A 21902-nucleotide genomic window follows, 5' to 3' on the forward strand; every position below is an offset into this window, starting at 1 on the left:
CGGCCGGAAAGCATCCCACAGCCCGGACGCCGCGGCGGGGCTCGGGGACGACGCGAGAAGGCCCTGGGGCGTCATCGCCTCCAGGACCTGGCCGGGGATGCCGGGGAACGAGCGCATCACCATCGATGCCCATCGAACACCTCCCCCTGAAAGCCTTGCCGTTACCGATACCACCCGAAAAGGGGGTGCACGTCAACGCGACATCGACATAGGGGGGTCGTCGTCGGAGGCGGAGGGGGTGTGCTTCAGCTCGTCGAGCTGCTCGGGCAACTCGACGAGCTCGACGAGCTCGCGCCGGCACTGCTCGCACTCGTCGAGGTGGCGCTCGAACGCCTCGTGCTCCTCTTCATCGAGGACACCGAGGACGTAGGCGGCCACCTCGTCATGCATCAGCCGGCTACCCCCTTGTCCCGCAGCAGCTCGCGGAGAGCCCGGATGCCGTAGTAGAGCCGGGACTTCACCGTGCCCGGCGGAATCCCCAGAATCTCCGCCGCCTCACTTATCGTACGGTCTCGGAGGTAGGTCTGCTCAATGACTTCGCGGTGTTCGTCGGACAGACTGCGGAGCGCGTCGGCGACGACGATCGCCGACAGGGCTCGCTCAGAGCCGTCCGGCACCGCCATCATGTCGACTTCCGGCGGCTCGACCTCGTGAGGCCGCACGCTCTTGCGTCGACGTCCGTCGATGACAATCCTGCGGGCTACCGTCAGTAGCCACGCCCATAAGAGGCTTGGTTCCCATTGCAGTCTTGCCGAGTTACGCCAGGCTCGGACGAGCGTCTCCTGCACGACGTCTTCGGCCCATTGGAGGTCGTTACCAGTACTTTTGCGCACGTGGCGCAGCAGAGGGCCGCCGAACTCCTGGTAAAGCACCGCGATGCGGTGCTCCGCCTCGGCATCCGCACTCTCGAACCTGCCGTCGAGGTGACCTAGCACGGGGCACATCTTTACACCTTTGTTATCGGTCCGGTAGCCACTCCGATAACTCCAGTCATTTCTAACTATTCCCGGCCATAGCTGAACCTGACCCGCTGCCGCCGCGTACCTCCGACCATGCACAGGCTTTTGCGAGGCGAGCTGTTCATGCTCGGTGGCTTCGTCCTGGCCGCCGCCGTGACGATCGTGCTGGTCATGCCCCCGTCGATCGATCCGGCGGCCGCCCAGTTCACGCAGACGTCCGCGGGACCGCTCACCGCCGCAGACCGCGACCTGCTGGTCAAGGTCCGGCAGGCCGGTCTCTGGGAGATGCCCGCGGGCGACATGGCCCAGACCCGCGCCGAGTCGCAGCGGGTCAAGGAGGTGGGCCGGCTGATCATGGAAGATCACAAGAAGCTGGACGCCCTGACCGTCCAGGCCGCCAAGAAGCTCGGCGTGGTCATCCCCGACGAGCCCAACGCCGACCAGCAACGCTGGCTCGCCCAGCTCGCGGCCGAGAGCGGCCCGGCCTTCGACAAGGACTACGCGAACCTGCTGCGTGCCGCGCACGGCAAGGTCTTCACCGTCGTGGCGAGCGTACGGGCCGGCACCCGCAACACCGAGATCCGGAAGTTCGCCCAGGAAGGCATCAACTTCGTGATGCGCCACATGACTCTTCTGGAGTCCACGGGCCTGGTCGACTTCCAGCAGCTCCCGGAGCCCCCGACACCCTCGCCTGCACCACCCGTCGCTCTGGCGGTCGACATGAGGAGACACTAAATGACGAGTTCCAGACGCATGGCCGCGGCCATGTCCGCCTTGGCCATGGTGGCTAGCGGGCTGGTGTCCGCGGCCGTCATCGGCGTCGCCCCCGCACGGGCCGACCACTGCGACCCGGCCGAGCAGGCATCCCAGGGTCAGCAGCAGAACAACAACCGGCAGCAGCGCAACGGCGACCAACAGGGCCAGGACGACCAGCAGGACCAGAACCAGAACCAGGGTCAGGATCAAGGCCAGAACCAGGATCAGGGCCAGAACCAGGACCAGGGCCAGGATCAAGGTCAGAACCAGGACCAAGGCCAAGGTCAGAACCAGGGTCAGGACCAGAACCAGGGCCAGAACGACCAGCAGCAGAACGGCGGCCAGCAGCAGAACGACCAGCAGCAGGGTCAGGACCAGCAGCAGAACGCCGACCAGCAGGCCCCCCAGGGCGGCGCCAAGCTGCTCGACCCGGCCGCGTCCCCTGAGGCCGCCCCCGAGGACGAGCAGACCGCCTCGACGTTCTCCCGCCGCCGCAACAACCCCACCAGGACCGCCACGCCGGTCCCCACCCGGAACAACCCCGGCGGCGGCAACGCCTCGCCGACCGCCTCGCCCTCCGGCTCGGCCACGAACGACCCCGACGAGGCCGCCTGCGCCGACCTGGGCCCGTTCCCCGAGGACTTCGTCGACATCCGCCGGGTCGCGCCGCAGCGGGTGAACGCCCGCTTCAACCGCAACGGCTCCCGCGGCACCTTCGTCTCCCAGTGCGGCAGGAACGAGAACAAGCACAACAACCCGGACAACTTCATCGTGGCCCCCGGCGTGAGCAACGGGGCGCACCACCTGCACGACTACGTGGGCAACCTGTCGACGGACGCCTTCTCCACCGACGAGAGCCTGGCCGCGGCGGGCACCACCTGCCGGCTCGGCGACCGGTCCACCTACTTCTGGCCGGTGCTGCGCAACCGCAAGGTCGACGCGAACACCAACGACCCGGACGGCAACGTGGGCCAGCAGCTGACCGCCCGCGCGGTGCAGCTCCAGTTCCGCGGCAACGCCAGCTCCAGGGTGGTCGCCATGCCGAGGTTCCTGCGGCTCATCACCGGTGACGCCAAGGCCGCGACCAACGGCCCGGCCAACGCGAAGGCCGCGTGGTCCTGCACGGGATTCCAAAATCGCATAACAACCGACAAATATCCGCTTTGCCCGCGCGGCAGCCTCGTCCTTCGTATTCTGGACTTCCCGAGCTGCTGGGACGGACAGAACACCGACAGCGCCAACCATCGCACGCACGTGGTCTTCCCCGACCAGAACGGTGCCTGTCCGCAGGGCACGCAAGCCATCCCGCAGCTCCGCATGACGCTCGCCTACTCGGTGCCGCAGGGTCCCTCGTACGCGCTGGACGCCTTCCCCGAGCAGAAGCACAACCCGGTCACGGACCACGCAGACTTCGCAAACGTCATGCCCGACAGGCTGATGCAGACCGTCGTCTCCTGCATCAACCGGGGCCGCCGTTGCTGACCTGAGAACCGCGCCCGCGAAGGGTCATCCGCCTTCCGAGTCGCACCCTCACCCGACCTTGGAGGGAAACAGATGCTCCACAGACGACACCCCCGGCACCACGCGACCCAGCTGGACACCCGAAGCGTCCGGCTGGGGGCCAGCGCCATGGTCATGGCGGTGCTGCTGTCGGCGTTCGCGCTGACCAGGAGCGAGCGTGGGATCGAACTGCTCGGCCGCGGGGTCGGCTTCCTCGAGTTCTACGCGGGCGTGTTCGCCCTGGTGCTGCTGACCGCGACGGTCGCGCTCGGCATCATCACCACCGAGCGCGTCTTCCTGTCGCCGGCGAACCGGGTCCGGGCGCAGCTCGCGCACCGGGCCACCGCCCTCATCGGGCTGGCCTACCTGATCACGCACGTCTCCCTCATGATCAGTCTCGGCCACATCCCGCTGGGGGCGGCGTTCGTGCCGGTGGCCGGGATCTACGTGGCCCTCGGGACGGTGGCCCTCGACCTGATGGTCCTGGCCGTGGTCACGGGGATGATCCGGGGACGCTTCGCGACGCGGAACAGGCCGTGGATGTGGCGGGTCATGCACTCGGCCGCGTACCTGGCCTGGCCCATCGCGATCATGCACGGGCTCACGGCCGGCCGCCCGCCGGCCGGCTGGGTGGCCTGGTCGTACGTGGCCAGCCTGGCGGCGGTCGGCGGGGCGCTGATCGTGCGCGTGCTGGCCTCGCTCCGCCGGCCGCCCGTGATGGCCGAGCGGGTCGAAGGACCCGCGGTGACCGCTCCGGCGGCCGTGGGCGTGCCCGCCGAGCGGCCGCAGCGCGTCGCCGCGAGCAACGCAGCCGCCGCCGCGACGGCGGCGAGGAACGCGCCGGTGAGCCTCGCGGAGGCTCGCCGCAGATACCGGGAGGCCGGTTGAGTAACTCGATTGCCATCGCGAAGGAGCGACCGTGATCCCGGCCAGAGTGCCCAGGGTGTTGCGCATGGGTCCGGCCCGGCTGACCGCCGGGCTGGACCACTGCCGTCGGCTGGACCTGCCCGCCCACCGCACGCTCCACGGCCTCGTGGAGCCGCGCGAGCTGGGCGAGCTCATCTCGTACGCCAATGAGGTGGACATGCGCGGGCGCGGCGGCGCGGCCTTCCCGTTCGCGCGCAAGCTGCGGGCCGTGGCCGACGCGGCCGGCTCGAACGGCGAGAGCGTCGTGCTGGTCAACGGCGCCGAGGGCGAGCCGGCCAGCTCGAAGGACGCCATGCTGCTGACCCGCAACCCGCATCTCGTCCTCGACGGCGCGGTGCTGGCCGCCGAGGCCCTGGGAGCCAGGGAGGTGGTGGTCGCGACGGCCGGGGGCGAGGTGGCCGAGGCGTCCGTCGCCGCCGCGGTGGCCGAGCGCCGGGCGGCCAACGTCTCCGGCGGGGCCGAGAGCCGGGTGCCGATCCGGGTGGTCGGCATCAAGGAACGCTTCATCTCCGGCGAGGGCGGCGCGCTGGTCAAGGCCGTCAACGGCGAGGAGGGCATCCCGCCCGGCCGCAAGAAGCGGGCCGCGACGAGCGGCGTGGACGGGCTGCCGACGCTGCTGTCCAACACCGAGACGTACGCGCAGCTCGCGCTGCTGGCCGAGTACGGCCCCCAGAAGTACGCCGCCGTCGGCACCGCCAAGGAGCCCGGCACGATCCTGCTCACCGTGAGCGGCGGCGCCGCCCACGGCGCCGTCATCGAGACCCCGACCGGCACCCTGCTGGCCGACGTGCTCGCCATGTGCGAGGCCGACATCGGCGACGGGGTGCTGATCGGCGGCTACCACGGCGCGTGGCTGTCGGCCGACGCCGTCGAGACGGCCGTGATCTCCCGCGAGGGCATGAAGGCCGCCGGCGCCACTCTCGGGGCCGGCATCATCGTGCCGCTCGGCGAGTCCACGTGCGCGCTGGGCGAGGCCGCCCGGGTCGCCTCCTACCTGGCGAGCGAGTCCGCCGGCCAGTGCGGCCCCTGCCGGCTCGGCCTGCCGGACGTGGCCAAGCTCATGAACGCGCTGGTCGAGGGGTCCGGCTCGGTGGACGCGATACGCCGGGCCGTCCGGCTGGTCGAGCGGCGGGGCGCGTGCTTCCACCCCGACGGCACGGCCAAGTTCGTGCTGTCGGCGCTGGACGCCTTCGAGGCGGAGATCGCGCTGCACCTGGAGCACGGCTCCTGCGGGCGGCCGGTACGCGGCGTCATGCCGATGCCCGAGCGCGCGCCCGAGCTGGAGTACCGCCTGGAGGTGGACTGGTCGCGCTGCCAGGGCCACGGGCTGTGCGCGCACCTGCTGCCGGAGTTCGTCGAGCTGGACGACTACGGCTTCCCGTCGTTCCGCAACGTGCCCGCGTGGATGGCCAAGGAGGCGCGGCGGGCCGTGGACATGTGCCCGGCGCTGGCCCTGCGGCTGGCCGGCACGAGCGGGGACGGGCACGGGCCCGGCCCGTCGAAGTCGGGCGGCTCCCCGCTCCGGCTGGTCAAGGACGGCGTGATGAAGGCGGCGAGCGTGCCCAGGCTGGCCCGGGCCGGCGCCGGAGGAGGGGCGGCCGGGTGACGGACTCGTGACGAACCCGGTGTTCCATGCCGGCGTCTCACCGTTCAGCACCACGACGGAGAGGACCTTCATGGATCGCCGGGATCTGCTGCGCGCGGCGGCGGTGGCCCCGCTCGCCGCCTTCGCCTCCGCTCCCGACTGGAGGGCGCTGCGCGGGCGGCTGGACGGGACGCTGGTGCTGCCCGCGGACGCCGGGTACGCCGCCGCCCGCCGCCTGTTCAACCCGGCCTACGACCGGATCAGGCCGGCCGGGCTCGCCTACTGCGCGAGCGCGGCCGACGTGGCGGCGTGCCTGGCCTTCGCCCGGGCGGGCGGCATCCCCGTCACCGCCCGCTCGGGCGGCCACTCGTACGCGGGCTGGTCCACGGGCACCGGACTGGTGATCGACCTGTCCAGGATGTCGTCGGTCCGCTACGCGGGCGGCCGGGCCACGATCGGCGCCGGGGCGAAACTCATCGACGTCTACGACCGCCTCGCCCGGCACGGCGTGAGCGTGCCCGCCGGCTCCTGCCCGACCGTGGGGGTCGGCGGTCTCGCGCTCGGCGGCGGCCTCGGCGTCGTGTCCAGGAAACACGGCCTGACCTGCGACGCGCTGGAGGCGGTCCGGGTGGTGACGGCCGACGGGCGGGTGCTCGACTGCGACGCCTCCCGCCATCCCGACCTCTTCTGGGCCTGCCGGGGCGGGGGCGGCGGCAACTTCGGCGTGGCCGTGTCCTTCACCTTCCGTACGTTCGCGGCCGGCCAGGCGACGGTGTTCTTCCTGCACTGGCCGTGGGCGCGGGCGGAGGCGGCGGTGCGCGCGTGGCAGACGTGGGCCCCGTCCGCGCCGGACGAGCTGTGGTCGTCGCTGCACCTGACGCGCTCGGCGGGCGGGCTGGACGTGGAGGTCGTGGGCACCTTCCTCGGCGGCGCGGCGGCGCTGGACCGGGCGCTGGCCCCGCTGGTCGCGCGGCTCGGGCGGCCCGCCCGGCGGTACGCGCGCACGGTGTCCCACCTGGAGGCCATGAAGGTCATGGGCGGCTGCGGGTCGCGAACCACGGCCGAGTGCCGGCGGATCCCGCGCACGGCGTTCGCCGCCAAGTCGCACCTGGCCTACCGGCGGCTGCCGGCCGACGGGATCCGGGCGCTGGTGGCCGGGGTGGCCCGCGGCGGGCGGCACTCGGTGCTGCTGGACGCCATGGGCGGCGCGATCGGACGGGTGGCGCCGGCGGCCACGGCCTTTCCGCACCGGGCTGCCCTTTACAGCGTACAGTATTATCAGGAAGGAATGGACCGGGCGTGGTTGCGGGCAATACACGCCGACATGTCCGAATATTTCGGGGAACATGCGTATGTGAATTACATCGACCCCGATTTGGCGAACTGGCGGAGCGCGTATTACGGGCCCAACGCGGCACGGCTGGCGGCGGTCAAGGCCGCCTACGACCCCGGCCGGCTCTTCCGGCTCCCGCAGGGCGTGTAACCCGCCTCAGGACTTGTCATGGTCCTTGGCCCGGTGGATCTTGCCGCGCACGTACACCGGGTCGCCGATCTTGACGAGCTCGAACAGCCGCTTGGAGACCGTCATCGGCACCCGTACGCAGCCGTGCGAGGCCGGCCGCAGCGGCACCTGCGTCGAGCCGTGCATGGCGATCCCGCCGACGAAGTAGAGCGAGTTGTACATCGAGCCCAGCCGCCCGGTGGTCCAGCCCGGCGCGCGGCTGGTGACCCGGAAGTCGCCCACCGGCGTGATCGCGTCCCCGCAGCGCCCGCCCTCGCAGTAACGCACCTCGGCGCCCGAGGAGATGTGCGAGGTGAGCACCGGGCGGCGGTTGCGGTAGACGGTGAGGAGCTGGTAGGTCAGGTCCACCTCGACCCGGTTCGCGGCGCCCTTGGGCACCAGGGGCCGCAGGCGCGAGCGCCGGTCGAACGCCTTCAGCATCTCGGGGCCGATCACGGCCTTCGGCATGATCTTGCGGCTCTTCTGGAAGGCCCAGACGGCGAACTTGGTCTGCTCGTCGTAGACGCCGTTGGACCGGCCGAAGTAGAAGCCGCGCTCGTGGAGGCGGCGCTGCAGCGCCTTGACCTCCTCGCTGCGGTCACCCGGCCGCAGAATGACCTCGGGAGCCGCTTCCTCGTCGGCCGCGGCCGGCACACTCATCGCCATCGAAAAGCCGCATCCCAGGATGAGTGCGGCTATTCCTCGTACCTTAGTCCTCATATAGCGCGCGTACCCGAATCATCGAATAAGCACCTTCTCGCTTCGGAAAACAAGTCGCGATCCTCCCATCTGCTCAGGGAAGATGTGGCGATATGCGTAACTGGCCGTTTTTCAACCTGTCCATCACGACGCCGCGTCTCCTGCTGCGCGTCCCGTCCCTGGAAGACCTCGACGAGCTGGGCGACCGCGCCGCCGAGGGCATTCACGAGGACGGCTTCATGCCGTTCCTGTTCCCCTGGACGGACGGCGAGCCCGCCGAGCGGGCCCAGAGGACCGCGCAGTACCACTTCCGCATCTGGGGCGCGCTGACCGCCGACGACTGGGCGCTGGAGTTCGCCGTCCTGTACGAGGGCCAGGTCGTCGGCACCCAGGGGATCCAGGCCAAGAACTTCGCCGTCACCCGCGAGCTCGGCAGCGGCTCCTGGCTCGGCCGGCGCTTCCAGGGGCAGGGCATCGGCACCGAGATGCGGGCGGCCGTCCTGCATCTGGCCTTCGCCGGGCTCGGCGCGCGGTACGCGGTGACGGAGGCGTTCGAGGACAATCACGCCTCGCGCGCGGTCACGCGCAAGCTCGGCTACCGCGAGGACGGTTTCTGGACGCACGCCCGCAAGGGCGAGCCGGTCGTCTCCCAGCGCTTCCGGCTGGCCGCCGAGGACTGGAGCGAGACTCCGGGCATCGAGATCCACAACCTCGGCCCGTGCCTGCCGCTGCTGGGTCTCGACGGCTCCTGACCTGCCAATTTAGCCCGATTTATCGTCATTTCCGAGGACGTCTTACTCTAGAACGGAGTTCGAGCCTGGAGGTGGCCGTGGTCACGGGTGTGCTGATCGACTGGGGCGGGGTGCTCACGACCAGTCTCGCCGACTCCATCGCCAAGTGGATCGAGGCGGACCGGATCGACGGCGAGCACTACCGCTCCGTCATGCGGGAGATGATCGACCACGCCTACGGCGAGGGCGCGGGCGAGAGCGCCGTGCACGCCCTGGAACGCGGCGAGCTCGACGGGCCCGCGTTCGAGCGCGACCTCGCCGCCCGCCTGCTCACCCTGGACGGGGTGCCGCCGGTCGCCGACGGGCTGCTGGAACGCATGTTCGCCGGGTTCGAGCGGGTCGAGGCGATGCACGACATGCTGCGCGACGTACGGGCCCAGGGCGTCAGGACCTGCCTGGTCTCCAACTCCTGGTCCCACACCTACCAGCGCGACGGCTGGGACGACATCTTCGACGCCGTGGTCATCTCGGGCGAGGTCGGCATGCGCAAGCCCGAGCCGCGCATCTACCACCACGCCCTCACCCTGATCGGGCTGCCCGGCGCGGAGTGCGTGTTCATCGACGACATCGAGGCCAACATCACGGCCGCGCGCGCCCTCGGCATGGCCGGGATCCACCACCGTGACCCGGACACGACCATCGCGGAGCTCGAGTCTCTCCTTAGCCTCACGCTCCGGCGGGCATGATAGGTGCCCTGCCCGCCGGGCCGGTCCCGGCGGCCTGAAGCACGAAAGGTTCGTGATGCGCGTCTATCTGCCGTGCACCCTCCCGGCCCTGGCCACCGCGGTCAAGCTGGGAGAGCTGGGCCCGGCCCCGCTGACCGGCTACGCGGTGACCCCCGCGCTGACCGAGTGGTACGCCTCGGGCGACACCGAGGAGCTCGAATACGTGGCGCTGACCGAGGCCGCCCGCGCCTCGCTGCGCATGCTGGCGGCCGACCGCGCCGACGGCGTCCAGGCGCCGCCCCGCCGGGTGGTGATCGCCGCCGAGGTGCCGGAGGGCACCGCCAGGGCCGGCGCCGACCTGGAGGAACGCGCCCGCGTACGCCTCGCGCAGGCGGTGCCGCTCACCAAGGTGGCCGCCGTGCACATCGACGACGAGGAGGCGACCGCCGACATCGAGGCCGCACTCGCCGCGCTGCCCGCCGCGGACGAGGGCGACGACGACGCCCGCTTCACCGTGGACGGGGCGGAGGCCCACGAGCTCATGTGGTACGCCACCCAGGAGATCCCCGACCTGTTGCGATCATGACAAAGATCACAAAACCTTGACCGTTCCGCGCGGATCATCGCTAGTGTCCCGACGCAGCACTGTTTCTTACACGAGGAGTCGATTCCCAGTGAAGCTTCGCGTAGCGGCGACCGCGATCGGGGCAGCGGCGGTCACCCTCCTGGCGGGCTCCCCAGCCCACGCACAGGCCGCGCTGAAGCCCTACGACCACAAGGACCCGTACCGCAGTGGCTGCGGCAACTCGGCGCGCGTCGTGCGCACCGCCGCGATCAAGACCCGGTTCAACGACAAAGTGGGCACGGTCAAACTCATGTGGTCCGGCAAGTGCAAGACCAACTGGACCGAGATCACCACGATGTCCTCCGCGTCCGGCACCATCCGGGTCTACCGCAACGGCGCGTACGACACCTTCCAGTTCAAGAAGGGCAACGGCGGCCGGCACTGGGGCAACATGCTCTACGCCAACAACGTCTGCGCGTGGGGCAGCGCCTCCGTCCAGTGGAACGGCGGCCGGGGCGGCCAGACCGGCAGCGGCACCACCGCCAAGGCCTGCGGCTGAGCGCGTCCCCGGGCCGCGGCCGATTGGTCGCGTCCCGGGGCCTTCGCGGGGAAATGTCGGCCCCGGCGAATAAGCTGGGCCCCAAATGACGAAACACATCATTTGGGACTGGAACGGCACGCTGTTCCACGACATCGACGCCGTGGTCGGGGCCACCAACGAGGTCTTCAAGGCGTACGCGCTGCCCGCCCTGACCGCCGACGGCTTCCGCGCCGTCTACACCCGGCCCATCTGGGTCGCCTACGAGCGCCTGCTCGGCCGCCCGCTCAACGAGGGCGAATGGGAGCTGCTCGACGACGGCTTCCACGAGCACTACTTCCGGCTCAGCGAGATCTGCGGGCTCGCCGCCGACGCCGAGACGGTGCTCACCGGCTGGACCGGCACCCAGTCGCTCTGCTCGATGGCGCCGCACGCGCACCTGGTGCCGAAGGTGGACGCGTTCGGCATCACCCGGCACTTCACCCGCGTCGACGGGCTGCACGGCACCACCGGCGGCGAGAAGGCCGCCCACATGGCCGCGCACATCCAGGCGCTCGACGTGGACCCCGCCGAGGTGCTGGTGATCGGCGACAGCGTGGACGACGGGATGGCCGCCCGCCACGTGGGCGCGCGGGCCGTGCTCTACACCGGCGGCATGTCCACCAGGGCCGAGCTGGAGGCCACCGGGCTGCCGGTGGTCGACACGCTGGCCGCCGCCCTCGACTTCGCCTGACGCGGGTCATACGGAATCTTCCGGACGGCGGGTCCGCGCGGGCGCGCCGCCCTTACCCTTGCAGTGTCCCTTCCAGGAGGCTGCCATCAACCGCCTTGTGCTGTGGAACGTCGACCTGACGCTGGTCGACGTCGCCATCGTGACCAGAGACGCCTATGCCGAGGCGTTCCGGGCCGTGACCGGCCGCCCGCTGGTCAAGCTCGTCCCGCCCATGGGCCGGCCCGACTCCGAGATCGTCTTCGAGACGCTCGCCGTCAACGGGGTGCAGGCCGAGGACGATCATCTGCCGGGGTTCCTGGCCGCGCTGGCCACGGCCTTCGCCGCGCGCAAGGGGCGGCTGGCCAAGGAGGGGCGGGCGATGGCCGGGGCCAAGGACGCGCTGCGGGCGGTGGCGCGGCTGGACGGCGTGGCGCAGACCGTACTGACCGGGACGATCAAGAGCAACGCGGTGCTCAAGCTGAAGGCGTTCGGGCTGGACAAGTTCGTCGACTTCGAGCTCGGCGGCTACGGCGAGGAGCCCTACCCCAAGGCGACGCTGCTCCAGGTCGCCCAGGGGCGGGCCAAGGCGCGGCTTGGCACGGCGTTCACGGCGGCCAACACCGTGGTGATCGGCGACTCCGTCCGTGACGTCCAGGCGGCCAGGATCGGCGGGGCGGCGATGATCGGCGTCGCCTCCGGGCGCTCGATGGCCGCCGAGCTCCGGGAGGCGGGCGCCGACCTGGTGCTTCCCGACCTCTCCAACGCCTCCGAGGTCGTCCAGGCCGTCGCCGCCCTCACCACCCCCGCCACCCGCAAGGCGGGCTGACCTCAGCCGAGAGCCCGCAGGAAGCGCGCGGCGGCCGGGGCCGCCACGGCGGAGCCGGCGCCGCCGCCCTCGGCGATGACGGCGAAGGCCACGTCCCCCTTGTAGCCGATGAACCACGAGTGCGCCGGCGGCTCCTCGCCCGAGCCGTACTCCGCGGTGCCGGTCTTGCCCGCGGTGCCGGCCGGGAAGTGCACGGCGTGCGCGGTCCCGTCGGTGACGACGGCGGGCATGAGGGTCCGCAGAGCCGCCACCACGGCGGGCTCCAGCGGCCGGGGCGCGCGGTCCTGACTGCCGGGGTGCTCCTCCAGGACGAGCCGGGGCGGGATCCACGCCCCCGACGCGATGGCGGCGGCGACGGAGGCCATGTTGAGCGGGCTCGCCAGCACCCGCCCCTGACCGATGGAGGCGGAGGCCAGGTCGGTGTCATCCTTGGGGTCCGGGAACTCCGCCCGTACGGCGGGCACGCCGGGCGTGATCGGCGTGCCGAAGCCGAAGCTCCGCGCGACCTCCGCCAGCCGTCCCCCGCCGAGCGAGGCCACGCTCATCTCCCCGAACGTCGTGTTGCACGAGTGCGCGAACGCCTCACGGAAGGTCAGCGTCCCGAAGTCCTCGAACCCGGCGTTGTGGAACGGGAAGCCGCCGATGTTCTTCTCGGCCGGGCAGGTGACCCGCTGCCCCGGCTTGGCGCCGTCCGCGACCAGCGCCGAGGCCGTCACGACCTTGAACGTCGAGCCCGGCGGGTACGTCCCGAGCAGCGCCCGGTTGAACCCGCCCGGCTTGTTGACCACGGCCAGGATCTCCCCCGTCGAGGCCCGCAGCGCCACGAGCGAGGCGGGCTGGGTGACGTCCTCCAGCGCCGCCGCGCCCGCCCGGTGGACGGCGAGGTCGAGAGTGGTCTTGACCGGCCGCACCCCGTCGGCGGGCACCACGGTCCGCACCCGCTCGTCCCCCCGGTAGAGATCGATGTGGACCCGGTTCTGGACCTTGAACCGGTCGGGGTAGGTCTGCTTGACGCCCTCGACGAGCTGCTGCACCGATCCGGGCGCGTCCGGGGTGCTGACGGGCGTGCCGTCGGCGGCCAGCACCTGCGGCGGCTCGCCCTTCTCGGTCACCACGCGCAGGGAGCTGCCCGGGGTGGTGAGCAGCGGGTGCAGGGCGGCGGGCGTCCAGGCGACCTTCCACGCGCCGCCGCGCTCGACCATGCGCAGCCGGCCGTCGTACTCCCAGTCACGCGCGCCGGACAGCCTCGCGTTGAAGCTCAGATAACCCTCGTCGTCCGGCCCGTTGTCGGCGAAGACCCCGGTCGAGACCGACCGGCGGAAGCTCGCCTGAGTGACCTTCAAGTCGGTACGGAACCGCTGAAGCCGCGCCTCGAAGTCGGCGGGCGGGCCGGCGACGAGCTCCCGCATGGCGGCATGGTCCTGGTCGCTCCAGGCGGCGAGGTACCGGTCAGCGGCCTCCTCGGCCGACCCTTCGGTGCGCAACGCCCAGATCACGCCGCCCGCGGCCACGACCGGGACGAGGAGCACGGCGAGCAGCCAGGGCCAGCGGCGACGTCGCCGCCTTGGTGGCCGCTCAGGCTGAAGATAGGCATACGTTGTCCCCGTTTGTGGTGCCATGCGGCCGAGGAGACCAGAGCGGCCGCCGGAATGTCCAATAGTGATATGGGACTGCCATCCTTATAGAAATGGATATGATCCCTGTTCGTGGGCCCCGTCCGGCGTCTTCCCTCCTTCATCGCGGCGGCCAGAAGTGTCGTGGTTCACGCGCTGCCGCCGCTCAAGCAGGACGAGAACACTGCCCGCGACCGCGACGTTCACAGCGGGAAGCGCCGCGCCAGCTTCACCCGCATCTGGCGAAGAGCCGCTCTAGCTAGCCGCGATCACGGCCGATGGCGGAAGCTGATGCGCATCAGCCGACTGTCAGCCCAGTCTTCGAGCCGAGTCGGCCGGATGGTGCCGGGGTCGTGGGGTTGATTGAGATCCGCGACGATCTCGGCCAGCACGGCCTGACGTTCAGCTGGGTCGGTGACCGGCGTGGCCCGTGCAGGCAGATCTGCACGGACCCCGTTCTTCAGGTGGAAGGTGAAGTCGGGATTGGCGAGAAGGTTCGCATGCCAGTCGGTCGCGGCACCGCCGGCGCCGCTACACAGGTAGGTGGCGCCCTCAGCTCGGTAGAAGAAGATCTCGATGCGGCGTGGCCGGCCGGTGCGTCGCCCCAGCGTCGTGATGTCGATGATCCGTTCTCTGGTGCCTGCTGCGGGTGTGATCTCGATGGCTCGCCGGATGTGATCGGGCAGGTGCGACAAAGACGCGTCACGTGCGGAGTCGTTCCATCCGGTCGTGTCTGGACTGCTCATGCGGTCTTGGCCTGAAGGGCGGGGCCGAGGAGGAGTCCACCGTCGATGACGTACTCCGACCCCGTGATGAACGACGCGTCCGATGAGGTGAGGAACAGGAGAAGCCGGGTGACGTCGGTCGGCTCCCCGAGCCGGGGGATGGCGAACGGCTCGGGTGAGTAGAAGTCGGCGATTGCCGCAGTGGCGCCGGCTGCTGGTTCTTGGATGAAGGGGGTCGCGATCACGCCGGGGTGGATGGTGTTCACCCGGATGTGGTCGCGGCCGAGCTCGAGTGCCGCCGTTCGGGTGAGGCCTCGCACGGCCCACTTGCTGGCGACGTACGGCGCGTAGTGAGCCGTGCCGCCCAGGCCCATGGTCGAGGCGATGTTGACGATGGCTCCCCCTGCCGCGCGGCGCAGAGCGGGGGCTGCGACCTTGATGCCGAGGAAGGTCCCTGTGAGGTTGATGTCGAGGATGCGCGACCACGTGGCCTGCTCCGTGTCTTCGATCGTTGCAGGCGGGTTCTGCACGCCCGCGTTGTTGACGAGCACGTTCAGTGCGCCGAAGGCGCTCTCGGCGGCCAGCACGGCGGCGGACCACGAGCTCTCGTCGGTAACGTCAAGTCGGGTGAAGCGAGCGCGGGTCCCGAGCTCGGCGGCCAGAGCGGCGCCGCGTTCGGCGTCGATATCGCCGATCACCACGTTCGCTCCCTCCGCGTGAAAGGCGCGTACGTGGCTCGAGCCCTGGCCGCCGGTCCCACCGGTCACGAGCACGGTCTGGTTGTCGAAGCGGGGCATCAGATGTTCCTTCGAGACGTGGATGAATGACCAAGATCATCAGTGATGAACGGCGGCCAGTGGTGAGCCGATCGACTCACCATCCCTGGACACTAGGTCGGCAGCAGTGGCGAGTCAAGCCACTCACCTCGTATGCTCGGCCCATGAGCAAGGTCGTGACGACGTATCACCAGCGCGTCGCCCAGGAGAAGCGCGCGCTGATCGTGACGGCCGCGACCGCACTGTTTCTCGAGTTGGGCTACGACCGGACGTCGCTGGCGCGGATCGCAGAGCGCTCGGGCGTTTCGCGGGCCACCTTGTTCAAGCAGTTTCCGAGCAAGGCTGCACTGTTCGACGCCATCGTGACCGAGTCCTGGTCGACCGCTGACGAGGAGGATCCTCCGCCGGCAGGCAACGTCGTCGACGGGCTCAGCGCCATCGGTCGCCGTTACGCCGAGCTGTTGAGCCGGCCCCAGATGACCGACCTGTTCCGGATCGTCATCGCCGAGCTGCCGCGGTTTCCTGAGCTGGCCCATGCGCAGTTCTCGCACGGGAAGATGCCCTACTTCGAGTCCGTACGCAGCTACCTCCTGGCTGAGCACGAGGCGGGAACGGTGCGGGTCGAGGACGTGGACCTCGCAGCCACCCAGTTCCTGGGCATGATCTCCAACTACGTCTTCTGGCCGACCCTCCTGGTGCCGGGCTGGGAGGTGAGCGCCGAACGCGTCGCTCAGGTAGTCGACGAGGCCGTCCGCACCATCGTCGCCCGGTACGCCACAACTGGACCAGAGCCGTCGGCCAACGGCTGAGCCCCACCGGCCACGAATGAGTCCCTCGATTCCCACCTTTTGCGATATTGCGCACAAGGCTTAAGCGCTTTAACATGCACGTTACCTGGACGGCCTGCCGTTCTGGACCTCGACGTTGATCTCCATGGCCCCGTTCGAAAACAGCTGTGTTTGGTGGCGAGCGACCCAAGGAAGCCGCGATGCTCACTCAGGTCCTAGAGATACTAAAAGAGCTGGTCGGGGAACTTTCGAAGGCCATCAAGAATGCCCGCGCCTGGGTAAAAGTCCTGCTTGCCGCCACCCTTGCCTCCGCTCTTGTCGGCGCCGGCGTCTTCTGGGGTATCAAACTCGCCGGACCGCCGGACATAGCTCTCGGCGGAGTAGATCTGGCCTCGTCCTGCATAGCATTGAACTATGAGACGAACGACCAGCAGTTCTGTTCGTCCCGCATAGACTTGAAAGCCGCCTGCAATTGGCAATATTCTCGAACTGATCTCGCTTTTCGATTCACCTCCGCCAGTGCCGAGAGTGGCGTCTGCTACGCCCCGGGAAAACGGCCTCTGGGGGGAATCGCCGACATGCGCGGCTACTGCAAGTATGCCTTCAGGCCCAGCATCAGCGTTGACGCCGCCAATGTGAACAACATCTGGACCTGCCGAGAGAAGATCGACATGAATTTGGCATGCCAATTGAGATATCGGCGTTACGAAGGAGTGGAGGCCCGTAACGAAGATGGCGTATGGCAGTGCTACCAAGCCGCCTGACTCTCCATCGGGCGGGTCGGCGGAGTCGCTGTGCCGCAGCGGTGATGACGTCGGGCAGATGGCCGTCGGCCTCGTCCAGCGGCATGTCGAACACGTCCTCGCTCTCGTACCGGAGTCCGTGGATCGGTGAAAATGCGTGAGGATCGTGTCCTGCGACAGCGTAGGGTGAGCGTTGCCATCCAAGATCGGCGACCGGCAAGAGGTTCGTGTCGTCGAAGTGTGAGTGGCCCGCTCTCGCGACGGGGTGAAGATGGACAGCTCGCAGATGGTCTTCCGGCTGGAGCGGGGCGTGACGGGGTTTCGCCACGTCAGCGAACCTCCGGTGCCGGAGACCGATCCCAGAAGGTGTCGTAGAGCCTGGTCCGCCGCAGCGCGGAGGGCCCGCGGACAGGTCGGGGATTTTGCCGAACGCGAGTATCCGCAGAGCTTCCACAGCGCCACGATCAACGACCGGGATGGAGCACACCTCGCCCTGTTCCAGGCTCAGTTTCCGCTGGTCGCGTTCGTGAGCGATCGGCGGTGGGCGTACTCCGACGAGTTCCTGGCCCCACCTGCCTGGGCGGTCGCCCTCAGCCCCTTCGGCTTCACCGTCTTGGGTGCGTCACTGCTCATGTCGCCGCTGACGAAGGTGGACACCACTGCTTTGTCCGCCGCGGAGTGGAGGGAGATCGAGTACTGGAAGCCGAAGACCCTTGGCGAGCTGCTCTTCAACGCGTGGGACTGATGCTCGGCCGTCCATCACACCCTCCGATCGGTTCAGCGTCGGGAATCAGCAGCGAGATCGGATCTCGTGGGACGTCTTCTTCACGGACCGCCTGGTCCAGCGGCACCTCGGACACGTTCCCGCTCATGTCGTGAGCCCAGGTCGTGGCTCCGCGCTCAGGGCGTCGTGGATGCGCTCCCCGCTCTGCGGACGGACGGTGTGCAGCGAAGTGCCGGTACGCGCCGGGCAGAGCCGCCAAGCCGCGATCGAGGAACCGTACGGCCCGCCGGCCGTCGCCGAGCGTGAGCTCGGCCATCCCGCGCTGCATGTCGAACCAGCCGTCGTCGTAGGAGTACATCCACAGCGGCTCGTCCTCGGGGTGCTCGCTCGCTGCCCGGATGAGCTCCTCGGCCTCGCCGAGCAGCCGCCGCGCGGCCTGGGCCTCGCCCATTTCCGCGTGTCCGCGCACAGCTCGGGGTCGGGAGCAGCGGTGAGCGTGGGGACAGGTCGCCGTTCGGGCTCGAACAGGTCGTTCTCCGTGAGGCCGAAGGCGCGGGCGTACAGGAGGCGGTAGGGGTCGTCGGGCTGGTTGTGACCTGCCTCGTACGCCTTGATCCGGCGCACGATGCTCTCCCGGGAAGGAAGCCGGGCTGATAGAGAAGTCCCTTTTGATATGGAACGTGGTAAGTGACGAATCTGGATATAGTGCCTGTTCGTGGACCTCGTCCGGCACCTTCGCTACTTCATCGCGGTCGCCGAGGAACTCCACTTCGGTAACGCCGCGATCCGGCTCGGCATGGCCCAGCCGCCGCTCAGCCAGCGCATCAAGCGCCTGGAGGAGGAGCTCGGCGCCCGCCTGTTCGACCGTTCGGCCCGCCAGGTGCGCCTCACCGAGACGGGCCGGCTGCTGCTCGGCGAGGCGCGCGAGATCGTCGCCCGTGCCGACCGGCTGCACGAGCTGGCCCGGCAGGGCCGGGGGGCGGTGCTCAGGGTGGGCGTCCCGCCTGACCTGGCCGCCACGGTGATCGCGGCTCTGGTCGCCCGGTTCCGCGAGACGCACCCGGAAGTGCGGCTCGCGCCCGCCGAGATCTGGACCGCCGACCAGGTGACGGCGCTCGCCGAGGGCACGATCGACGTCGGGCTGGTGCGGCACCCGGTCTCCGCGCCCGGCCTGCGCTTCGGCGAGATCCTGGTGCAGATCCAGGGCGTGCTGCTGCCCGACGGCGATCCGCTGACCGGGGTCGGCGAGGTGCATCTGGCCGACCTCGCCGGGCGGGAGCTGCTGATGCCGCCGAAGGAGGGCGAGCCCGGCCTGCACGCCGAGGTGCTGGCGGCCTGCCGCCGCCACGGGTACGTGCCGCCGCAGGTGCACCAGGGCGCGGGGCTGGGGCTGGTGCTGGCGGGCGCGGCGGTCGCGTTCGGGCCGGAGGTGGAGGCGCCGGGGCTGGCGTGGCGGCCGCTGCTAGGCTCGCCGATCGCGTCCCGGGTCTCCACGGCCTGGCGCGGCGAGACGGCCGCGGCCGGCGATTTCTCGGCCGTCGCCGTACGGACGTTGAAGGAGAGCGCCGGAATGACCGACGAGGGCGCGGTGCCACCGCGGCGCGTCAGCCGCAGGCCGGGGATGCTGGCATGAGCGGGCCCGACTTCGAGGCGCTGTTCCGGGTGGCGGGGGTCACCGGCTGGCTGCACGCCGCCGATGTGGACACCGGGCGGGAGATCGGGCACGGGGCCGACGAGCCGCTGCCGGTGGCGTCGATGTTCAAGGTGCCGCTGCTGGTGGAGCTCTGCCGGCAGGCCGACGCCGGGCTGCTCGATCCGGCCGAGCGGGTGACGGTGCCGGCCGCCGGCCGGTCGCGGGGGCCGACCGGGCTCTCGGCGATGCTCGACGACGTGACGATGTCGCTGCGGGACCTGGCCTACCTGATGATCGCGGTGAGCGACAACGCCTCGGCCGACGTGCTGCTGCGGCGGGTCGGCCGGGAGGCGGTCAACGCCACGCTGGAGGCGTACGGCCTGGCCCTGACGCGGGTGCGGCGGAGCAGCAGGGAGATCGACGAGAGCATGGCGGCCGACGCCGGGCACGGGTGGCCGTACCTGGATCCGGACGAGGTGGCCCGGATGCGCGCGTTCGACCCCTCCTGGGGCAACGCCGGCACGCCGCGGGAGCTGACCCGGCTGTTCGGGCTGATCTGGCGTGACGAGATCGCCTCGGCCGCGTCCTGCGCGTGGATGCGCGGCGTGCTCAACATGCAGGTGTGGCCCCACCGGCTGGCCTCCGGCTTCCCGTACGACGACGTGGCCGTCAGCGGCAAGACCGGCACGCTGCCGACGCTGCGCACCGAGTCCGGCGTGGTCGAGTACCCCGACGGCGGCCGGTACGCGGTCGCCGTCTTCACCCGCTCCTTCTCCACCGCGCTCAACCAGCCGCGTGCCGACGCGGTGATCGGCACCGCCGCCCGTATGGCGGTGGACCACCTGAGGCGGTAGCTAGTTATGTGGGGGGTAGAGCTAGGACTCTCCATGGAACGGGCGACAGGATGGGGCACATGGTTGCTGAGGGCGAGCTTCTCTGGGAGCCGGGCGAAGAGGTGGTCGCGCGGGCGAGGCTGACCCGCTACCTGGAGTGGCTGGGCAGGACGGGCGAGGACTACGAGAGCGTGTGGCGCTGGTCGGTCGAGGACCCGGCCGCGTTCTGGACCTCGATCTGGGACTACTTCGAGGTGGTCGGCGAGCGCGGCGACGGGCCGGTGCTGTCCGGCGCGATGCCCGCCGCCCGCTGGTTCGAGGGCGCCACGCTCAACTACGCCGAGAACGCGCTGCGCCGCGACGAGGGCACCGCCGTGATCTTCGTCTCCGAGGACGGCGCCCGCCAGGAGCTGACCTTCGCCGAGCTGCGCGAGGAGGTGGCCCGGGTGCGGGCCGGGCTGGTCCGGCTGGGCGTGCGGCGGGGCGACCGGGTGGCCGGCTACCTGCCGAACATCCCGCAGGCCCTCATCGCCTTCCTCGCCACCGCCTCGCTCGGGGCGATCTGGTCGGCCGGCTCCCCCGACTTCGGGGTGCCGAGCGTCGTCGACCGGTTCAAGCAGATCGAGCCCAAGGTGCTCATCGCGGTCGACGGCTACCACTACAACGGCAAGAGCTTCGACCGCTCGGCCGCGGTCAACGAGATCGCCGCCGCGCTGCCCTCGCTGCGGGCCACCGTCTGGATCCCCTACCTGGCCGCCGCCGGTGACGGCCGGGCGCCGCAGCAGGCCGAGCCCACGCCCCCGCACACCCTTGAGGTGCCGCACGGCGAGGTGATCGGCTGGGAGGGGCTGCGGGCGGAGGCCGCGCCGCTGGAGTTCGAGCGGGTGCCGTTCGACCATCCCCTGTGGATCCTCTACTCCAGCGGCACGACCGGGCTGCCCAAGCCGATCGTGCACGGCCACGGCGGCATCGTGCTGGAGCACCTGAAGTCGCTCTCCTTCCACCAGGACCTGGGCGAGGGCGAGGTGTTCTTCTGGTACACCACCACGGGCTGGATGATGTGGAACTACCTCGTCGGCGCCCTGCTGGTGGGGGCCACGGCCGTGCTGTACGACGGCGCGGCGACCCATCCCTCCCCCGCCGCGCTGTGGCGGATCGCCGCCTCGGAGGGGGTGACGTACTTCGGCACCGGGGCGCCGTACATCATGGCCTCGCTCAAGGCCGGGATCGAGCCCGAGGGGCTGGAGCGGCTGCGCGGGGTGGGCTCCACGGGCTCGCCGCTGCCGCCCGAGGGGTTCGCGTGGGTGGCCGGCGCGCTGCCGGGGGTGCCGATCGGGTCGTTCTCCGGCGGCACGGACGTGTGCACCGGCTTCGTCGGGGCGACCCTGCTGCACCCGATCAGGGCGGGCATCATCCCGTGCCGGTCGCTGGGGGCGAAGGTGGAGGCGTACGACCCGGCGGGCAAACCGGTCGTGGGCGAGGTGGGCGAGCTGGTGATCACGCAGCCCATGCCGTCGATGCCGGTGATGTTCTGGAACGACCCCGGCGGCGAGCGCTACGCCGAGAGCTACTTCGACGTCTATCCCGGCGTGTGGCGGCACGGCGACTGGATCAAGGTCAACGAGGACGGGAGCTGCGTCATCTACGGCCGCTCCGACTCCACGCTCAACCGCGGCGGCGTACGGATGGGGACCAGCGAGTTCTACCGGGTGGTCGAGCGGTTCGAGGAGGTCGCCGACAGCCTGGTGATCGACACGGGGCAGCTCGGCCAGGAGGGCCGGCTGCTGCTGTACGTGACGCTGGCCGAGGGGGCCGAGCTGACCCCGGAGCTGGAGCGGACGCTGTGCGGCGCGCTGCGGCAGGAGCTGTCGCCGCGCCACGTCCCGAACGAGATCCGGGTGGTCCCCGGCATCCCGCGCACGCTGTCGGGCAAGAAGCTGGAGGTGCCGGTCCGCAAGATCCTGCTGGGCGCCCCGGTGGAGCAGGCGGCCAACCCGGACGCGATGGCGAACCCGGAGGTGCTGCGGCACTTCCGGCCGTGAC

Annotated in this window: 24 protein-coding genes; 17 read left to right on the forward strand and 7 right to left on the reverse strand. The window is 70.4% G+C overall.

Annotated elements, in window-relative coordinates; all coding sequences use genetic code 11:
* Positions 1 to 192: 192 nt before the first annotated feature.
* Together SMD20_RS23545 and SMD20_RS23550 are read right to left on the reverse strand one after the other, a co-directional pair.
* A complete protein-coding gene (locus SMD20_RS23545) occupies positions 193 to 390 on the reverse strand; it encodes a zf-HC2 domain-containing protein (protein ID WP_091079819.1) in 198 nt (65 codons plus the stop codon).
* Positions 390 to 935, reverse strand: a complete 546-nt coding sequence (locus tag SMD20_RS23550; RefSeq protein ID WP_020541421.1) for a sigma-70 family RNA polymerase sigma factor — start codon at positions 933 to 935, stop codon at positions 390 to 392. Before SMD20_RS23550 ends, SMD20_RS23545 begins: the two co-directional genes overlap by 1 nt.
* 117 nt (positions 936 to 1052) lie before the next feature.
* On the opposite strand from SMD20_RS23550, the gene SMD20_RS23555 reads away from it, so the two are divergent.
* The 5 genes from SMD20_RS23555 (at position 1053) to SMD20_RS23575 (ending at position 7210) form a co-directional block, all read left to right on the forward strand.
* Positions 1053 to 1694, forward strand: coding sequence for a DUF4142 domain-containing protein (locus SMD20_RS23555; protein ID WP_329584579.1), 642 nt, complete (start codon positions 1053 to 1055; stop codon positions 1692 to 1694).
* Positions 1695 to 3197, forward strand: coding sequence for a DUF1996 domain-containing protein (locus tag SMD20_RS23560; RefSeq protein WP_329584581.1), 1503 nt, complete (start codon positions 1695 to 1697; stop codon positions 3195 to 3197).
* Between the two features lie 72 nt (positions 3198 to 3269).
* Positions 3270 to 4103: a ferric reductase-like transmembrane domain-containing protein gene (locus SMD20_RS23565; RefSeq protein ID WP_329584583.1), complete on the forward strand. Its 834-nt coding sequence runs from the start codon at positions 3270 to 3272 to the stop codon at positions 4101 to 4103.
* 31 nt (positions 4104 to 4134) lie between these two features.
* Positions 4135 to 5748: an NADH-ubiquinone oxidoreductase-F iron-sulfur binding region domain-containing protein gene (locus SMD20_RS23570; RefSeq protein WP_329584585.1), complete on the forward strand. Its 1614-nt coding sequence runs from the start codon at positions 4135 to 4137 to the stop codon at positions 5746 to 5748.
* A 70-nt stretch (positions 5749 to 5818) separates the two neighbouring features.
* Positions 5819 to 7210: an FAD-dependent oxidoreductase gene (locus SMD20_RS23575; RefSeq protein WP_329584586.1), complete on the forward strand. Its 1392-nt coding sequence runs from the start codon at positions 5819 to 5821 to the stop codon at positions 7208 to 7210.
* A 6-nt stretch (positions 7211 to 7216) separates the two neighbouring features.
* Here the strand turns inward: SMD20_RS23575 and SMD20_RS23580 are convergent, their stop codons facing one another.
* Positions 7217 to 7894, reverse strand: coding sequence for a L,D-transpeptidase family protein (locus SMD20_RS23580; RefSeq protein ID WP_329584588.1), 678 nt, complete (start codon positions 7892 to 7894; stop codon positions 7217 to 7219).
* A gap of 146 nt (positions 7895 to 8040) precedes the next feature.
* On the opposite strand from SMD20_RS23580, the gene SMD20_RS23585 reads away from it, so the two are divergent.
* The 6 genes from SMD20_RS23585 (at position 8041) to SMD20_RS23610 (ending at position 12024) form a co-directional block, all read left to right on the forward strand.
* A complete protein-coding gene (locus SMD20_RS23585) occupies positions 8041 to 8679 on the forward strand; it encodes a GNAT family N-acetyltransferase (protein WP_329584589.1) in 639 nt (212 codons plus the stop codon).
* Positions 8680 to 8750: 71 nt separating this feature from the next.
* Positions 8751 to 9404 (forward strand): HAD family hydrolase, encoded by a 654-nt coding sequence (locus SMD20_RS23590; RefSeq protein WP_329584591.1) that lies wholly within the window; start codon positions 8751 to 8753, stop codon positions 9402 to 9404.
* A gap of 55 nt (positions 9405 to 9459) precedes the next feature.
* Complete coding sequence (locus tag SMD20_RS23595) at positions 9460 to 9969, forward strand: DUF6912 family protein (protein ID WP_329584593.1); 510 nt, start codon at positions 9460 to 9462, stop codon at positions 9967 to 9969.
* Positions 9970 to 10057: 88 nt separating this feature from the next.
* The gene (locus SMD20_RS23600; RefSeq protein ID WP_329584595.1) at positions 10058 to 10507 is read left to right on the forward strand and encodes a DUF2690 domain-containing protein; all 450 of its coding nucleotides are present in this window, start codon (positions 10058 to 10060) and stop codon (positions 10505 to 10507) included.
* Positions 10508 to 10592: 85 nt separating this feature from the next.
* Entirely contained in the window at positions 10593 to 11219 is a 627-nt protein-coding gene (locus SMD20_RS23605; RefSeq protein WP_329584597.1) for an HAD family hydrolase, read from the forward strand.
* A gap of 97 nt (positions 11220 to 11316) precedes the next feature.
* Positions 11317 to 12024 carry an HAD family hydrolase gene (locus SMD20_RS23610; RefSeq protein WP_329584599.1) on the forward strand — a complete coding sequence of 236 codons (708 nt, stop codon included), beginning with the start codon at positions 11317 to 11319 and terminating at the stop codon, positions 12022 to 12024.
* A gap of 2 nt (positions 12025 to 12026) precedes the next feature.
* On the opposite strand, the gene SMD20_RS23615 is transcribed toward SMD20_RS23610, so the two are convergent.
* The 3 genes from SMD20_RS23615 to SMD20_RS23625 form a co-directional block, all read right to left on the reverse strand.
* Entirely contained in the window at positions 12027 to 13553 is a 1527-nt protein-coding gene (locus SMD20_RS23615; RefSeq protein ID WP_329584601.1) for a penicillin-binding transpeptidase domain-containing protein, read from the reverse strand.
* A gap of 353 nt (positions 13554 to 13906) precedes the next feature.
* Positions 13907 to 14383 carry a nitroreductase/quinone reductase family protein gene (locus tag SMD20_RS23620; protein WP_329584603.1) on the reverse strand — a complete coding sequence of 159 codons (477 nt, stop codon included), beginning with the start codon at positions 14381 to 14383 and terminating at the stop codon, positions 13907 to 13909.
* Positions 14380 to 15159 carry a glucose 1-dehydrogenase gene (locus tag SMD20_RS23625; RefSeq protein ID WP_329584605.1) on the reverse strand — a complete coding sequence of 260 codons (780 nt, stop codon included), beginning with the start codon at positions 15157 to 15159 and terminating at the stop codon, positions 14380 to 14382. The genes SMD20_RS23620 and SMD20_RS23625 overlap by 4 nt, the downstream gene beginning before the upstream one ends.
* Before the next feature lie 143 nt (positions 15160 to 15302).
* Between SMD20_RS23625 and SMD20_RS23630 the strand changes: the two genes are divergently transcribed.
* The 3 genes from SMD20_RS23630 (at position 15303) to SMD20_RS23640 (ending at position 17414) form a co-directional block, all read left to right on the forward strand.
* Entirely contained in the window at positions 15303 to 15947 is a 645-nt protein-coding gene (locus SMD20_RS23630; protein WP_329584607.1) for a TetR/AcrR family transcriptional regulator, read from the forward strand.
* 179 nt (positions 15948 to 16126) lie between these two features.
* Entirely contained in the window at positions 16127 to 16690 is a 564-nt protein-coding gene (locus SMD20_RS23635; RefSeq protein WP_329584609.1) for a hypothetical protein, read from the forward strand.
* 250 nt (positions 16691 to 16940) lie between these two features.
* Positions 16941 to 17414 carry a hypothetical protein gene (locus SMD20_RS23640; protein ID WP_329584612.1) on the forward strand — a complete coding sequence of 158 codons (474 nt, stop codon included), beginning with the start codon at positions 16941 to 16943 and terminating at the stop codon, positions 17412 to 17414.
* On the opposite strand, the gene SMD20_RS23645 is transcribed toward SMD20_RS23640, so the two are convergent.
* Entirely contained in the window at positions 17398 to 17844 is a 447-nt protein-coding gene (locus SMD20_RS23645; RefSeq protein WP_329584614.1) for a hypothetical protein, read from the reverse strand. The genes SMD20_RS23640 and SMD20_RS23645 overlap by 17 nt on opposite strands.
* 264 nt (positions 17845 to 18108) lie before the next feature.
* On the opposite strand from SMD20_RS23645, the gene SMD20_RS23650 reads away from it, so the two are divergent.
* Genes SMD20_RS23650 through SMD20_RS23660 form a run of 3 tightly spaced genes read left to right on the forward strand, consistent with a single transcriptional unit; the run spans position 18109 to position 21901 of the window.
* Entirely contained in the window at positions 18109 to 19026 is a 918-nt protein-coding gene (locus SMD20_RS23650; protein WP_329584615.1) for a LysR family transcriptional regulator, read from the forward strand.
* Positions 19023 to 19880: a serine hydrolase gene (locus SMD20_RS23655; RefSeq protein ID WP_329584617.1), complete on the forward strand. Its 858-nt coding sequence runs from the start codon at positions 19023 to 19025 to the stop codon at positions 19878 to 19880. Before SMD20_RS23650 ends, SMD20_RS23655 begins: the two co-directional genes overlap by 4 nt.
* A 59-nt stretch (positions 19881 to 19939) precedes the next feature.
* Positions 19940 to 21901, forward strand: a complete 1962-nt coding sequence (locus SMD20_RS23660; RefSeq protein ID WP_329584619.1) for an acetoacetate--CoA ligase — start codon at positions 19940 to 19942, stop codon at positions 21899 to 21901.
* Position 21902: the final 1 nt, after the last annotated feature.

This window comes from Nonomuraea sp. LP-02, from assembly GCF_036289125.1.
GTDB lineage: Bacteria > Actinomycetota > Actinomycetes > Streptosporangiales > Streptosporangiaceae > Nonomuraea > Nonomuraea bangladeshensis.